The organism is Streptomyces sp. BPTC-684 (genome assembly GCF_030028635.1).
Lineage (GTDB): Bacteria > Actinomycetota > Actinomycetes > Streptomycetales > Streptomycetaceae > Streptomyces > Streptomyces noboritoensis.
Genome location: NZ_CP124863.1, coordinates 1,975,474 through 1,989,446 on the forward strand (window position 1 = coordinate 1,975,474; position 13,973 = coordinate 1,989,446).

A 13,973-nucleotide genomic window follows, 5' to 3' on the forward strand; every position below is an offset into this window, starting at 1 on the left:
TCGGCCGTGCCGGAGCAACCACCGTCTCTCACTTGGCAGTTGCTGGCCGGAGTCCATCTGGACGCCCGGTACCGCGACGCCGTCATCAACGAGCTGTACGAGCACGAGGAGCGGTACAGCGCGCCGTCGTACGACGTCGACACGGCCGCCGTGCTCGCCGAGGCGCTGGACGCCCGCAGGACGGCGCTGCGCTGGGCCGCGCCGATGGCACTCCTGTGGATCGCCGGATTCCTCTTCGCGGGCTGGCTGTTCGCGCTGTACGCGGCCGGGTGCGCGGCCCTGTTCGGCGCGGCGGCCCTGCGCCCGGTGCGTCGCCCGGCGGGCCGGGTCACGGCAGGCGCCCTGCGGGTGTTGGGCGGCTCGGTGCTGGTCGCCTCCGCGGCACTCGCCGTGGCGACCGCCCGGACCGCCGACTGGCCGGAGGTCACCGCCGCGTTCGGGGGTCCCGTACTGATGGCCGCGGTGGCCGGGGCGCACCGGGCGGCGGTCGGAAGGCGTCTGCGGTTCATCGACTCGGCCGCGTACAGAGGCCGGGCGCAGCCCCATCGCTTCAACGTGATCAGGGCGCTCCTCCATGCGGACCAGATGTCACCGCTGGTGGTCCACCGGGAACCGACCCCGTTCCTCGGATCGGGGCCGGTACTGGACTCGCTGGCGCTGGCGGTCGAAGTGCGCGGCGCCACCGCCACGTTCGAGGTGTCCGACGCGCTGGAACGCGTTGCGCGGGCCGTGGAGGCCGTGCCCGGTCTCACCACCCAGGTCGACGAGTGCTTCCTCCTGCCGGAGGAGGAGGTGTCTCCCCGGTCGCCGTCCTACCCGCTCCCCGGCCTGCTCCCCAGCTCCACCCGCTGGCTGCGGATCGCCTCGCGCGGCCTCGGCTCCCGGCTGACCACCGTCTTCGTACAGATCCGGCTGGACGGCCCGATCCTCTTCGTCCAGCAGGTCACCTGCGCCCTGCCGCCGGTGCGCCGGGAGTTCACGGCGGCGGACCTGCCCGGGGCCCGGCTCGTCCCGCTGGGCACGGCACTGGCGGCCCCCGCGGCCCTCCCGGCCGAGCTGGCCGCCTGGCCGCTCCGGCGGGTGCGGCGGCTGTCGTCGCCCCCGAGCGGCCGTCCCCCGAGCGGCCCCCACGCCTCCGTACGCGAACTGGCCGCCGAGCCGGACCTCCCGCCGCTGGCCGCCGCCGAGGCCAGGCGGATCTCACGGACCGTGCACCTGCTGGTCCTCGACGCCCTGCGCGCCACCCTGCGCGACCGGGGGCTGTCCGCGCCCGGCCTCGGCGAGCCGCAACAGGAGTCGTCCCGGGTCTTCGAGGGCGGCATCCACATCGGCAACATCTCCCCCGGCGCCCCCGCCCGCACCGGAGACATCACCCGCCACACCTCCCCCGGCCCCACCACCAACCCCGACGACGACTCCTGGGAAGACGATCTTGGGTGACATCGCCAAGGGGGTGCTCGGGGGCGCCTGGACGTTGCTCGTGGGGTGGATACTGCCGACCGCCCTCAACCTCGGGGTCCTCGCGCTCGCCGTCGCGCCCAGTCTGCGCCGGACCGCCGTCGCCCGGCGGCTGTGGCCGGACGCGGCGCCCGGGCCGATGCTGGTGCTGCTGACCGCGACCCTGCTGTGCGGCCTGGTCCTCAACGCGCTGCAGAACCTCCTCTACCGGCTCCTGGAGGGGTACGCGCTGTGGCCCGCCCGCGCCTACGAGGCGGGGTGCCGGCGGGCGCGGGCCGCCCGCAGCGCGCTCGCCGACCGGACGCAGCTGCTCGGTCTGGAGCGGCGCGCCCGCGACGGGACCGCGCTCGGCCCGCTCGCGTCCGCCGATCTCGTACGCGTACGCAGCGATCCGCACCTCGCCCGGGCCGTCCGCAAGGACCGGCGGCGGACCTCGGCGCAACGCGGGCTGCTCCAGGAGCGGCTGAGCCGGTACCCGGTGGATCCGGCGCAGATCGCCCCGACCCGGCTCGGCAACGCGATCCGCCGCTTCGAGGAGTACGGGCAGAACCGGTACTGCCTGGACACCCAGCTCCTGTCGAACGAGCTGACCGGCGCCGCGCCCGACAAGCTCTGCCGCCAGGTCGAGCTGGCGCGCACCAGCGTCGACTTCTTCGTGGCGCTGCTCGCCGGGCACACCGCGGTCGCGGTCCTCGCGCTCGCCACCCTCCCGGCGGCCGCCGCGGACGTGCCGCTGCTGCTGACCGCGGCCGGGGGTCTGCTGGTCCTGGTGCCGCTCTGGTACCGGGCGGCGGTGGCCGCGACGGACGAGTGGGCGGCGGCCGTGCGCGCCCTGGTGAACGCGGGCCGCAAGCCGCTCGCCGAGTCGCTGGGGCTCGTGCTGCCCAAGGAGCTCGCCGAGGAGCGCCGGATGTGGACCTTGGTGTCGCGGTTCTCGCGCATCCCCTTCCATGAGCGGGCGTCCGCACTGGACCGGTACCGGGCCGCCCCCTGAGCGCGCGGGTCGGGCATCCTTGGGGTATGACGACGAGGCCCATGCGTGCCGACGCGCGCCGCAACTACGAGCGGCTCCTGGGCGTGGCCAGGAGCGCGTTCGCGGAGCACGGGACGGACGCCTCGCTCGAAGACGTGGCCAAGCGCGCGGGCGTCGGGATCGGCACCCTCTACCGGCACTTCCCGAACCGGCACGCGCTGATGAACGCGATCTTCCAGAGCGAGGTGGACGTACTCCTCGCGCGCTCCCGGGAGTTGCTCGACGCCGAACAGCCGTGCACGGCGCTCGTGGAGTGGCTGCGCGCCATCATCACCCATACAGGTGAGTACCGCGGGGTGGCCCGCGCCCTCATGTCGGCCTCGCACGACGACAGTTCGGCCCTGGCGCAGTGCAGCGTGCCGATGCGGGAGGCGGGCAGCGCCCTGCTGGAACGGGCCCAGCTGGCCGGTTCCGTACGCGTGGACGTGACCATCGGCGATCTGCTGCAGCTCACCAACGCGATCGCCCTGGCGGCCGAACAGGCGCCGGACGACCCGGAGTTGGCCGACCGGCTGCTCGCCCTGACCCTGCGCGGACTGCAGCCGTGACCGAGGCCGTGCCGGGCCCCGACCACCGCGGCGGCGTCCGCCGCCACGACTGCGGCGCCTGGCCGAATACCGTCTAGCGGCGGCGCAGATCGGCCACTCTCGCCCGCTCTCCGGGACCCTGCTGGTCACCCAGCGCGGCCGCGCTGCGCAACTGCGGTCCCGCGCCCGGCACATGGCTGCGCCGCTGGCCGGGGAGCGGCACGTCCCGGCGGGGCTGGCGCCCCGGCGGGACGCCCTCACCGCCGGCCCCGGTCCCGGCCACCGCGATCTGCACGCCCTGGTCGGCCAGGGCCTGGAGCTCGGTGGCCGCCCGGTCGTCGTGACCGGGGGGCTCGTCGGTGACCAGGCGGGTGATCACGTCCGTCGGCACCGTCTGGAACATGGTGTCGGTGCCGAGCTTGGTGTGGTCGGCGAGGACGACCACCTCGGCGGCCGCCTGGACCAGGGCCCGGTCCACGCTCGCCGAGAGCATGTTGGACGTGGACAGGCCGCGCTCGGCGGTCAGTCCGCTCCCGGAGAGGAAGGCGCGCGAGACCCGCAGCCCCTGGAGGGACTGCTCGGCCCCGCTGCCCACCAGCGCGTAGTTGGAGCCGCGCAGGGTGCCCCCGGTCATGACGACCTCCACGCGGTTGGCGTGGGCGAGCGCCTGGGCGACGAGCAGGGAGTTGGTGACCACCGTGAGGCCGGGGACGCGGGCGAGCCGGCGGGCCAGCTCCTGCGTGGTCGTCCCCGCGCCGACCACGATGGCCTCGCCCTCTTCGACGAGGCCCGCGGCGAGGTCGGCGATGGCCGTCTTCTCCGCGGTCGCGAGATGGGATTTCTGCGGGAAGCCGGACTCTCGCGTGAACCCGCCCGGCAGTACCGCACCGCCGTGCCGGCGGTCGAGGAGTCCTTCGGCCTCCAGTGCCCGCACGTCTCGCCGTACGGTCACTTCGGAGGTCTGGACGACGCGGGCGAGCTCCCGGAGCGATACCGCCCCGTTGGCGCGCACCATTTCGAGGATCAATTGGCGACGTTCTGCAGCGAACACGAAACTGACAGTAACCTGAGCGGCCGATTGTTTTCAGCAGTTTGCGCCGAATAACAGAAGGTGTGCACAGAGGTGTCCACGAAGTGGTATAGGCGCCCTCCCGGGCGCCTTGTCCCGCGCCGTACCCGCTCCCGCGCGCCGGTTTACGCCTCTCCGGCCTTCTTGCGCGTGTGCAGCTGGCGCGCCACCTCGGCGATCGAACCCGACAGGGACGGGTAGACCGTGAACGCGTTCGCGATCTGCTCGACGGTCAGGTTGTTGTCGACCGCGATCGAGATGGGGTGGATCAGCTCCGAGGCACGCGGCGAGACGACCACGCCGCCGACCACGATCCCGGTGCCGGGGCGGCAGAAGATCTTGACGAAGCCGTCCCGGATGCCCTGCATCTTGGCGCGCGGGTTGCGCAGCAGCGGCAGCTTGACGACCCGGGCCTCGATCTTGCCCGCGTCGACGTCGGCCTGCGAGTAGCCGACGGTGGCGATCTCCGGGTCGGTGAAGACGTTGGAGGAGACCGTCTTGAGGTTGAGCGGCTGCACCGCGTCGCCCAGGAAGTGGTACATCGCGATGCGGCCCTGCATGGCCGCGACCGAGGCGAGCGCGAAGATGCCGGTGACGTCACCGGCCGCGTACACGCCCGGCGAGCTCGTCCGCGAGACCTTGTCGGTCCAGATGTGGCCGGACTCAAGGAGCTTGACCCCGGACTCCTCCAGGTTCATCCCGGCGGTGTTGGGGATCGCGCCGACCGCCATCAGGCAGTGCGTACCGCTTATGACGCGGCCGTCGGAGAGCGTGACCTCGACGCGGTCGCCGACGCGCTTGGCGGACTGGGCGCGGGAGCGGGCCATGACGTTCATGCCGCGGCGGCGGAAGACGTCCTCCAGGACGGCGGCCGCGTCCGGGTCCTCGCCGGGCAGCACCCGGTCGCGGGACGAGACGAGGGTGACCTTGGAGCCGAGCGCCTGGTACGCGCCGGCGAACTCGGCGCCGGTCACGCCGGAGCCGACCACGATCAGCTCTTCGGGCAGCTCGTCCAGGTCGTACACCTGGGTCCAGTTCAGGATCCGCTCGCCGTCCGGCAGCGCGTCCGGGATCTCGCGCGGGTGCCCGCCGGTGGCGATCAGGACGGCGTCGGCGGTGAGGATCTCCTCGCTGCCGTCGGCGGCCGTGACGATGACGTCCCGGGTGCCGTCGATGCCCTGCGGCCCGCCGAGCTTGCCGCGGCCGCGCAGCACGCGGGCGCCGGCCCGGGTGACGGAGGCGGTGATGTCGTGGGACTGGGCGAGCGCGAGGCGCTTCACACGGCGGTTCACCTTGCCGAGGTCGACGCCCACGACACGGGCGGACTGCTCCTCGGGCGGAGTGTCGTCGGCGACCAGGATGCCCAACTCCTCGTACGAAGAGTCGAAGGTGGTCATCACCTCGGCCGTCGCGATCAGAGTCTTCGACGGTACGCAGTCGGTGAGCACCGACGCCCCGCCCAGACCGTCGCAGTCGACGACGGTCACCTCCGCGCCGAGTTGGGCGCCCACCAGGGCCGCCTCGTATCCGCCGGGTCCGCCACCGATGATCACGATCCGGGTCACGAAAAGTTCCGCCTCGCATTGTGGAATGCAGTACGTAGCTCATTGTCCCGCACGCTTCAAGATGCTTCGCCCCCCGGGGCGCCATCCGGCTGTCACACCCGTGTGCCATTCTCGCGCGGGGACCCGTGGGCCGCTGTCGTACCCTCGACACCATGTCGCTCTACGCCGCGTACGCCGGCAACATGGATCCGCGGCTGATGACGCGCCGCGCACCGCACTCCCCGCTGCGCGGCACCGGCTGGCTCAACGGCTGGCGGCTGACGTTCGGCGGGGAGCAGATGGGCTGGGAGGGCGCGCTCGCCACGATCGTGGAGGCCCCGCGCTCGCAGGTGTTCGTCGCCCTGTACGACATCGCGCCGCTCGACGAGGACTCCATGGACCGCTGGGAGGGCGTCGGCCTCGACATCTACCGCCGTATGCGGGTGCGGGTGGACACGCTGGACGGGGAGGAGCCGGCGTGGGTGTACGTCCTGAACGCGTACGAGGGCGGGCTGCCGTCCGCGCGTTATCTGGGCGAGCTCGCCGATGCCGCCGAGTCGGCAGGGGCCCCACATGACTACGTCATGGAACTGCGGAAGCGGCCCTGCTGAGTCCTTGTTCGACTGCGGACCGTGCGTGGTTGCTCGCGCCCCTTCTCGGCCCGGTGTTTGTCTGCGGACCGTCGCTGGTTGCTCGCGCAGTTCCCCGCGCCCCTAAATACGCCCCTGCGGGGCGATCCCTGCGACCCCGGCGACCCCAACCCCCTAGGGGCGCGGGGAACTGCGCGACCAGCCCAGCACGGTCCGCAGACAAACCCGCGTTTCGCGCTGTCGTCGGAAACGACAAGACAACGATCCAACCCTTGTGCGCCAGTCATCTACGCGCGTAGGAATCCAACGGTTACCCTCGTCGCGTGAACGCATCTGTTATTCCGGACAACATCCAGGGCGACCCCCACGCCGCCGCCGACGCCGCCGCCGCCCGCCTGCGCGAGCTGACCGGTGCCGAGACCCACGACGTCGCCCTCGTGATGGGCTCCGGCTGGGCGCCGGCCGTCGACGCGCTCGGTGAGCCCGAGGCCGAGTTCCCGGTCACCGAGCTGCCCGGCTTCCCGCCGCCCGCCGTCGAGGGCCACGGCGGCAAGATCCGCTCGTACCGGATCGGCGAGAAGCGCGCGCTGGTCTTCCTGGGCCGTACGCACTACTACGAGGGCCGCGGCGTCGCCGCCGTCGCGCACGGCGTGCGCACCGCCGTCGCCGCCGGCTGCAAGACCGTCGTGCTCACCAACGGCTGCGGCGGTCTGCGCGAGGGCATGCGCCCGGGCCAGCCCGTGCTGATCAGCGACCACCTCAACCTGACGGCCGCGTCCCCGATCATCGGCGCCAACTTCGTGGACCTGACCGACCTGTACTCGCCGCGGCTGCGCGCGCTGTGCAAGGAAGTCGACCCGTCCCTGGAAGAGGGCGTGTACGTCCAGTTCCCCGGCCCGCACTACGAGACCCCGGCCGAGATCAACATGGTCCGCGTGCTCGGCGGCGACCTCGTCGGCATGTCGACCGTCCTGGAGGCCATCGCGGCCCGCGAGGCCGGCGCCGAGGTGCTGGGCATCTCCCTGGTCACCAACCTGGCCGCGGGTCTGACCGGCGAGCCCCTCAACCACGAAGAGGTGCTCCAGGCCGGCCGTGACTCGGCGGCGCGCATGGGCTCGCTGCTGACCCGGGTACTCGACCGCATCTGACCCTGTTCCGACCCGGAAGGGATTCATCGACGTGACGCAGGACCTGACGCAGGACCTGATCGCGCGGGCCAAGGCCTGGCTGGCCGAGGACCCGGACGGCGAGACGCGCGAGGAGCTGGCCAAGCTCATCGACAACGAGCAGCTCGACGAGCTGGCCGCCCGGTTCGCGGGCACGCTCCAGTTCGGCACCGCCGGACTGCGCGGCGAGCTGGGCGCCGGGCCGATGCGGATGAACCGCGCGGTCGTCATCCGCGCGGCCGCCGGGCTCGCCGCGTACCTGAAGGCGAAGGGCCAGGGCGACGGCCTGGTCGTCATCGGGTACGACGCGCGGTACAAGTCGGCCGACTTCGCGCGCGACACGGCCGCCGTGATGACCGGCGCGGGCCTGAAGGCCACCGTGCTGCCGCGCCCGCTGCCGACGCCCGTCCTGGCGTACGCGATAAGGCACCTGGGCGCCGTCGCGGGCGTCGAGGTCACCGCCAGCCACAACCCGCCGCGCGACAACGGCTACAAGGTCTACCTCGGCGACGGCTCGCAGATCGTGCCGCCCGCCGACGCCGAGATCGCCGCCGAGATCGCCGCGGTCGCCTCGCTGAACGACGTGCCGCGGCCCGAGGACGGCTGGGAGACGCTGGGCGACGAGGTCCTGGAGGCCTATCTGGCGCGTACGGACGCGGTCTTGACCCCCGGGTCCCCGCGCACCGCCCGCGTCGTCTACACGGCCATGCACGGCGTCGGCAAGGACGTCCTGACGGCGGCCTTCGCCCGGGCGGGCTTCCCGCCGCCGGCGCTGGTGGCCGAGCAGGCCGACCCGGACCCCGCGTTCCCGACGGTGGCGTTCCCCAACCCGGAGGAGCCGGGCGCGATGGACCTCGCCTTCGAGGCGGCCCGCGCGGTGAACCCCGACATCGTCATCGCCAACGACCCGGACGCGGACCGCTGCGCGGTCGCCGTGCCGGACGCGTCGGTGGAGGGCGGCTGGCGGATGCTGCGCGGCGACGAGGTCGGCTCGCTGCTCGCCCAGCACCTGGTCGACCGGGGCGTCAGCGGCGTCTTCGCCGAGTCGATCGTCTCGTCCTCGCTGCTCGGCCGGATCGCCGAGGCGGCCGGTCTGGGTTACGAGGAGACCCTGACGGGCTTCAAGTGGATCGCCCGCGTGGAGGGCTTGCGGTACGGGTACGAGGAGGCGCTGGGCTACTGCGTCGACCCCGACGGCGTACGCGACAAGGACGGCATCACCGCCGCCCTGCTCGTCGCGGAGCTCGCCTCCGTCCTGAAGGAGCAGGGGCGCACGCTCCTGGACCTCCTGGACGACCTGGCCGTACGGCACGGGCTGCACGCCACCGACCAGCTGTCGGTGCGGGTCGAGGACCTGTCGGTCATCTCCGACGCGATGCGGCGCCTGCGCGAGAAGACGCCGACCGCGCTGGCGGGCCTGGCGGTCACCAAGGCCGAGGACCTCACCGAGGGCACCGAGGAACTCCCGCCGACCGACGGTCTGCGCTACTACCTCGAAGGCGCCCGAGTGATCGTCCGCCCGAGCGGCACCGAGCCCAAGCTCAAGTGCTACCTGGAGGTGGTGGTCCCGGTGACGTCGCGCGACGCGCTGGGCGAGGCGCGCGAGAAGGCGACGGAGCTGCTGGCGGGCATCAAGCGGGACTTGGCTGCGGCCGCGGGTATCTGAGCCCGGAGTTCGTCTGCGGGCCGTCCGTGGCTGGTCGCGCAGTTCCCCGCGCCCCTGATGCATAAGGGGCGCGGGGAACTGCGCGCGCAACCCAGCACGGTCCGCAGCCGAAGTGATCACGCTCCCCGCCCGGGGCCCGGCACCCCGAAAGCGTGAACCCCCTACGGCGTCCGGCGCAGCCGCCCGCGCCCTTTCCGGATCATCCGAGAAAGGGTGGCCCGGAACCGCTCGCCGAGCCCAGGAGCACCGCCGTGCCCCCGATCACCTCACCGGAGGCCCGTACGGGCAGCCGTGCCGTCCCCGCAGCCCGCAGCCCGCAAGGGCACGGCGGGGACGGTCCGCGTCTACGCGACCGGGCACGGGAAGGGTTCGGCAGGGCCGCCCCCGCCCTCCTCGGCCACCTAGCCGTACGGCTCCTGGGCCTCGCGGTCCTCACCAGGTGGGCACACCTCCAGCACCACGGCGTGTGGACGACGCTCGCCACCTCCTGGGACTCCCACTGGTACCTCGGCATCGCCGACCACGGCTACGACCACGAGCTCGGCACCCGGTTCAACCACAACAGCCTCGCGTTCTTCCCGCTCTACCCGGCCGTGGTCAAGGCCGTCGCCGCCGTCACGCCCGGCTCGCGCGCGAGCGTGGGGCTCGTCGTCGCGGTGCTCTGCTCGTCGGCCGCGGCCTGGGGGGTCTTCGCGGTCGGGGACCGGCTGTACGGGCGGCGCGCCGGGACCGTCCTCGCGGTCCTGTGGGGCGCGCTGCCGGTGGCCGTCGTGGAGTGGATGGGCTACACCGAATCGCTGTTCACGGCGCTCGCCGCGTGGTCGCTGTACTGCGTCCTGACCGGCCGCTGGGTGGCGGCCGGGGTGCTGGCCGCGCTGGCGGGGCTGACCCGGCCGACGGGCATCGCGGTCGCGGCGGCCGTCGTGGCGGCGGCCCTGGAGGCGCTGTGGCGCGGCGGATCCGTCCGGGGCCCGCTGACCGGGGCGCTGCTCGCCCCGCTGGGCTGGTTCGGGTTCGTCGCCTGGGTCGGGGCCCGGCTCGGCCGCTGGGACGGCTACTTCGCGGTCCAGCGGCTGTGGCGCAACGAGTGGGACGGCGGCGCCGACACCCTGCGCGAGCTGCGCACCCTGCTGGTCTACGACCGCTCCCCTGCGCTGTTCCTGGTGGTCGTCTCGCTCGTGCTGATCCTGGCGGGCGTGCTGTTCCTGCTCTGCCTCGCCGACCGGCAGCCGCCGGCGCTGCTGGTCTTCTCGGGCGTGCTGCTGATCGTCGTCCTGGGCAGCGGCGGCGTCTACTTCCCGCGCGCCCGCTTCCTGCTCCCCGGCTTCCCGCTGCTGCTGCCGCTCGCGGTGGCGCTGGCCCGGGCGCGGCGCCACGTGGCCGTGCTGATGCTGGGCGCGGCGGCGCTGTCGTCGGCGTGGCTGGGCGCGTACATGCTGCTGGTGTGGCCGGGGGCGCCGTGACGCGGCGGCCCCGTACCGTACCGGCGTATCAGCCCGTACCGGCGTATCAGCCGATGGCGAGGAGCACGATCAGCAGGACCGCGCCCGTGGCGGCCGGGGCGATGACCTCGTAGGCCCAGCGCACGCTCGGCCCGCCCTGCGCGCCCTCGCGCCCGGCGTTGCGCTCGGCCAGCTCGCGCAGCTCGCGGATGGTGCGGTCGGCGGGCGCGAGGCGGGAGTTCTCGTCGGCGCCGGCGGTCGGCGAGGTGCGGCCGGACGGGTCGGACGCGGAGTCGCGCACCTGGGCGCGGGCGGCGCGCTTGCGCTGGCGCAGCGAGACGGGGATCGACCACAGCTGGTACTTGGTGCCGCTCTGGTCGAACACCTCGCTGGAGTACCCGGCCCGTACGTCCGCGACCGCCGCCCACGGCAGGGTGATGGTCCGGAACGGGTTGCGGATCCGCATCCGGTCGTCGCCCGCGAACACGGCCGGGCGGATCGTGAACGCGAAGAGCAGCGGCACGGCGCAGAGCAGCCCGGCCAGGGCCAGCCAGGGTGCGCTGCCGTGCCCCCGTACGATCGCGTCCCCGGCGAGCCAGAGCCCGAGCGCGAGCAGCAGCGCGCCTCCGGCGATACCGCCGGGAGAGCGGTAGACGCGGTCGGCGTAGGTGGGCTCGGCGGGCGGCGTGGGGCTCGTCATGGGGCCGATTGTGCACTACGTGTTCGAGCGGGGCCGAGAGAGGGCGCGGACGCGCCCGGCCGACCGGGTACGGCCCACGCACACGGGGGTGCCGCCACGGCCGTGGCGGCACCCCCGGTGGGTGACGGACGTCAGCGGCGGGCACCCACCCGGCGGCGCAGGGCGGCGAAGCCGAGCCCGGCCACGCCGACGGACGCCAGGCCCGCGCCGCCCGCGACGAGCGCGGTGTTGCCGCCCTTGCCGTCCTCGACCTCGGCCCCGGCGGCGACGGCGCCCTGGGGGACGATCTGCACGCCGGTGGCGGCGGTCTGGGTGGTGGTGCCGGTGCCGGTGGCGGTCTTGGCGCCCGGGGTGGTCGCGCACTTGACCGGCTTCTTCGGGAACTTCACGGTGTCCCACGGGATCCGGCCGCCGTGCACGCGCATCTGGAAGGTGGGCCGGCCCGGCTCCAGGTCCTTGACCCGGGCACCGCCCAGGACGCCCTCGCGGTCGGCGGTGGACAGGGTGTCGTAGACGGAGCCGTCCTTGGCGTTCAGGACCTCGGCGACCGCGCCCTTGGGGCCGTTGGAGAGCCGCAGGCTCAGTCCGGCGAACGGGGTGCCGCTGGTGCGGTAGGCCGTGCAGCCCTTGGTGTACTCGATGTCGCCCGCGTCGAAGCCGCCCGACTTGTTGAGCCAGGAGCCCACCTTGCCCGCGTTGTTGAGGCCGACCCACATGCCGCCGACCTGCTCGCCGTTCTCGGCCCAGCCCTTCGGGCCGCCCGCGGTGACGGAGCCGCGCGGCTTGCCGTCCTTGGTGGAGAGCTCCAGGACGTACCAGCCCGCGCTCTTCTTCCACAGCTCGCCGTACGTGCCGTCGGCCAGCTTGCGCTTGCCGAGGTCCGTGCCGACCGGGGTGACCGGGCCCTGGCCGTCGCTGCCCTGGTCCTGGACCGAGGTGACGTTGCCCTGGAAGTCGAGGGTGACCTGGATGCCCGCGAAGACCTTGGTGTCCTTGAGGGCGTGGCCGCCGCCCGCCGTGAGGTGGCCGATCTCCTCGTTGTCCTTGCCCTTGAGGATGGTGGCCCCGTAGTAGACGTGCTGGTCGCCGTAGCGGTAGACCATCGCGGTCAGGCCGCCCTTGAGCGGGACCGTCCGCACGAGCACGCCGTCCACGTCGTTGCGGCGCTCGGGGAAGTAGACCGTGGTGTTGATGCTGCCCGCGCCGGAGACGACCAGCTGCGGCAGGTCGCCGTCGGCCCGCTCCAGACGGAGGCTGATGCCGTCGACGGTGGCGCCGGCGTGCTCGCGGTCCAGCTTGGCCATGACCTTGAACATGTAGTTGTCGCCGGGCTTCCAGTCCGGGCCCACGGAGCGGATCCACGCCTCGGGGCTGCCGTCGGAGACCACGTTGCGCAGCACGGCCACGTAGCCCTTGCCGATGTAGACCGGCGAACCCGAGTAGCGGTCGGCGGTCGACGGGGCCGCCTGGGAACCGATGGACGGCGCGGCGAGCGCGGTGGTCGCGGTGACGACCGGGGTGAGGGCGACACCGGCGACGACGGCGGTGGCGAGGGCGGTGCGGAGGGCGTTACGCATGACGACTCCCAGGGAGACAAGTGGTGGAGGAAGGGAAGAGCCGCATGCCGCTGTGTTCTCGTTCGGGTGGGGCCGTTGAGCTTTCGGCGGGCTGCATCAATGAATTTAGTGATCTTGTTCGCCGGAGCTGTCCGCTCCTTGTCACAGCGGCGTGACAGGGACCGGAGGCTTGCGTTCCGAAGCAGCCCAGGTCAGAGGCCCTGTACAGGACGCTACGCGCGTAGATATGCTCATCTGGTGACCATGCCCACCAATGCACCCGCAGCTGCCCTCGCCGACGCGACCGCGTCGGACGCGGCTCTGCGCCGCTTCCTCCACGGGCTCCCCGGCATCGATCCGGTGGGCCTGGAAGCGCGCGCCGCGTCCCTCGGCACCCGTTCGATCAAGACGACGGCCAAGGCGTACGCCATCGACCTGGCCATCTCGATGATCGACCTGACGACGCTCGAAGGCGCGGACACCCCGGGCAAGGTCCGGGCGCTCGCCGCCAAGGCCGTCCACCCCGATCCGCTCGACCGCACCACCCCGGCCACCGCGGCCGTCTGCGTCTACCCCGACATGGTGGCCACCGCCAAGGAGGCCCTGAAGGGGTCGGACGTGAAGGTCGCGTCCGTCGCCACCGCCTTCCCCGCGGGCCGCGCCGCCCTCCCGGTCAAGCTCGCGGACGTGCGCGACGCGGTGGCCGCCGGCGCCGACGAGATCGACATGGTGATCGACCGGGGCGCGTTCCTGGCCGGTCACTACCTCAAGGTGTACGAGGAGATCGCGGCCGTGAAGGCCGAGTGCGGTGACAAGGCCCGCCTCAAGGTCATCTTCGAGACCGGCGAGCTCTCCACGTACGACAACATCCGCCGCGCCTCCTGGCTCGGCATGATGGGCGGCGCCGACTTCATCAAGACGTCGACCGGCAAGGTCGCGGTGAACGCGACGCCCCCCAACACCCTGGTCCTGCTTGAGGCCGTGCGCGACTACCGCGCCCAGACCGGCGTCCAGGTCGGCGTGAAGCCCGCCGGCGGCATCCGCTCGACCAAGGACGCCATCAAGTTCCTGGTCCTGGTCAACGAGACCGTGGGCGAGGACTGGCTGGACAACCACTGGTTCCGCTTCGGCGCCTCCTCGCTGCTCAACGACCTGCTGATGCAGCGTCAGAAGCTGGCGACCGGCCGCTACTCCGGCCCTGACTACGTGACGGTGGACTGAT

General features: G+C 72.9%; 12 protein-coding genes. 8 read left to right on the forward strand and 4 right to left on the reverse strand.

The genetic code is table 11. The features are described 5' to 3' along the window. Positions 1-6: 6 nt before the first annotated feature. From QIY60_RS08730 to QIY60_RS08740, 3 genes are read left to right on the forward strand one after another with little or no spacing between them, the layout of a single operon-like run. Positions 7-1,440, forward strand: coding sequence for a hypothetical protein (locus QIY60_RS08730; RefSeq protein WP_283141897.1), 1,434 nt, complete (start codon positions 7-9; stop codon positions 1,438-1,440). Beyond that, positions 1,433-2,452 carry a hypothetical protein gene (locus QIY60_RS08735; RefSeq protein ID WP_283141898.1) on the forward strand — a complete coding sequence of 340 codons (1,020 nt, stop codon included), beginning with the start codon at positions 1,433-1,435 and terminating at the stop codon, positions 2,450-2,452. Before QIY60_RS08730 ends, QIY60_RS08735 begins: the two co-directional genes overlap by 8 nt. Positions 2,453-2,478: 26 nt before the next feature. Beyond that, positions 2,479-3,039 (forward strand): TetR/AcrR family transcriptional regulator, encoded by a 561-nt coding sequence (locus QIY60_RS08740; protein ID WP_283141899.1) that lies wholly within the window; start codon positions 2,479-2,481, stop codon positions 3,037-3,039. Between the two features lie 73 nt (positions 3,040-3,112). Here QIY60_RS08740 and QIY60_RS08745 read toward each other — a convergent pair whose 3' ends face one another. Beyond that, complete coding sequence (locus QIY60_RS08745) at positions 3,113-4,069, reverse strand: DeoR/GlpR family DNA-binding transcription regulator (RefSeq protein ID WP_283141900.1); 957 nt, start codon at positions 4,067-4,069, stop codon at positions 3,113-3,115. A gap of 143 nt (positions 4,070-4,212) precedes the next feature. Then, positions 4,213-5,652 (reverse strand): NAD(P)H-quinone dehydrogenase, encoded by a 1,440-nt coding sequence (locus QIY60_RS08750; RefSeq protein WP_101389761.1) that lies wholly within the window; start codon positions 5,650-5,652, stop codon positions 4,213-4,215. Positions 5,653-5,804: 152 nt separating this feature from the next. Here QIY60_RS08750 and QIY60_RS08755 point away from each other — a divergent pair, with 152 nt between their 5' ends. From QIY60_RS08755 to QIY60_RS08770, 4 genes are all read left to right on the forward strand, one after another. Beyond that, positions 5,805-6,242, forward strand: a complete 438-nt coding sequence (locus tag QIY60_RS08755) for a gamma-glutamylcyclotransferase (protein ID WP_190094077.1) — start codon at positions 5,805-5,807, stop codon at positions 6,240-6,242. Between the two features lie 302 nt (positions 6,243-6,544). Further along, entirely contained in the window at positions 6,545-7,369 is an 825-nt protein-coding gene (locus QIY60_RS08760; protein ID WP_283141901.1) for a purine-nucleoside phosphorylase, read from the forward strand. Positions 7,370-7,412: 43 nt separating this feature from the next. Continuing rightward, on the forward strand, positions 7,413-9,053 hold the full coding sequence (locus tag QIY60_RS08765) for a phospho-sugar mutase (RefSeq protein ID WP_283145865.1): 1,641 nt from the start codon (positions 7,413-7,415) through the stop codon (positions 9,051-9,053). Between the two features lie 416 nt (positions 9,054-9,469). Then, positions 9,470-10,516, forward strand: coding sequence for a glycosyltransferase family 39 protein (locus QIY60_RS08770; RefSeq protein WP_283145866.1), 1,047 nt, complete (start codon positions 9,470-9,472; stop codon positions 10,514-10,516). A 46-nt stretch (positions 10,517-10,562) separates the two neighbouring features. On the opposite strand, the gene QIY60_RS08775 is transcribed toward QIY60_RS08770, so the two are convergent. Next, entirely contained in the window at positions 10,563-11,195 is a 633-nt protein-coding gene (locus QIY60_RS08775) for a PH domain-containing protein (protein WP_283141902.1), read from the reverse strand. A gap of 131 nt (positions 11,196-11,326) precedes the next feature. Further along, positions 11,327-12,772, reverse strand: coding sequence for a hypothetical protein (locus QIY60_RS08780; protein WP_283141903.1), 1,446 nt, complete (start codon positions 12,770-12,772; stop codon positions 11,327-11,329). Between the two features lie 243 nt (positions 12,773-13,015). On the opposite strand from QIY60_RS08780, the gene deoC reads away from it, so the two are divergent. Further along, positions 13,016-13,972 carry a deoxyribose-phosphate aldolase gene (deoC, locus tag QIY60_RS08785; RefSeq protein ID WP_266988318.1) on the forward strand — a complete coding sequence of 319 codons (957 nt, stop codon included), beginning with the start codon at positions 13,016-13,018 and terminating at the stop codon, positions 13,970-13,972. Position 13,973 lies beyond the last annotated feature (1 nt).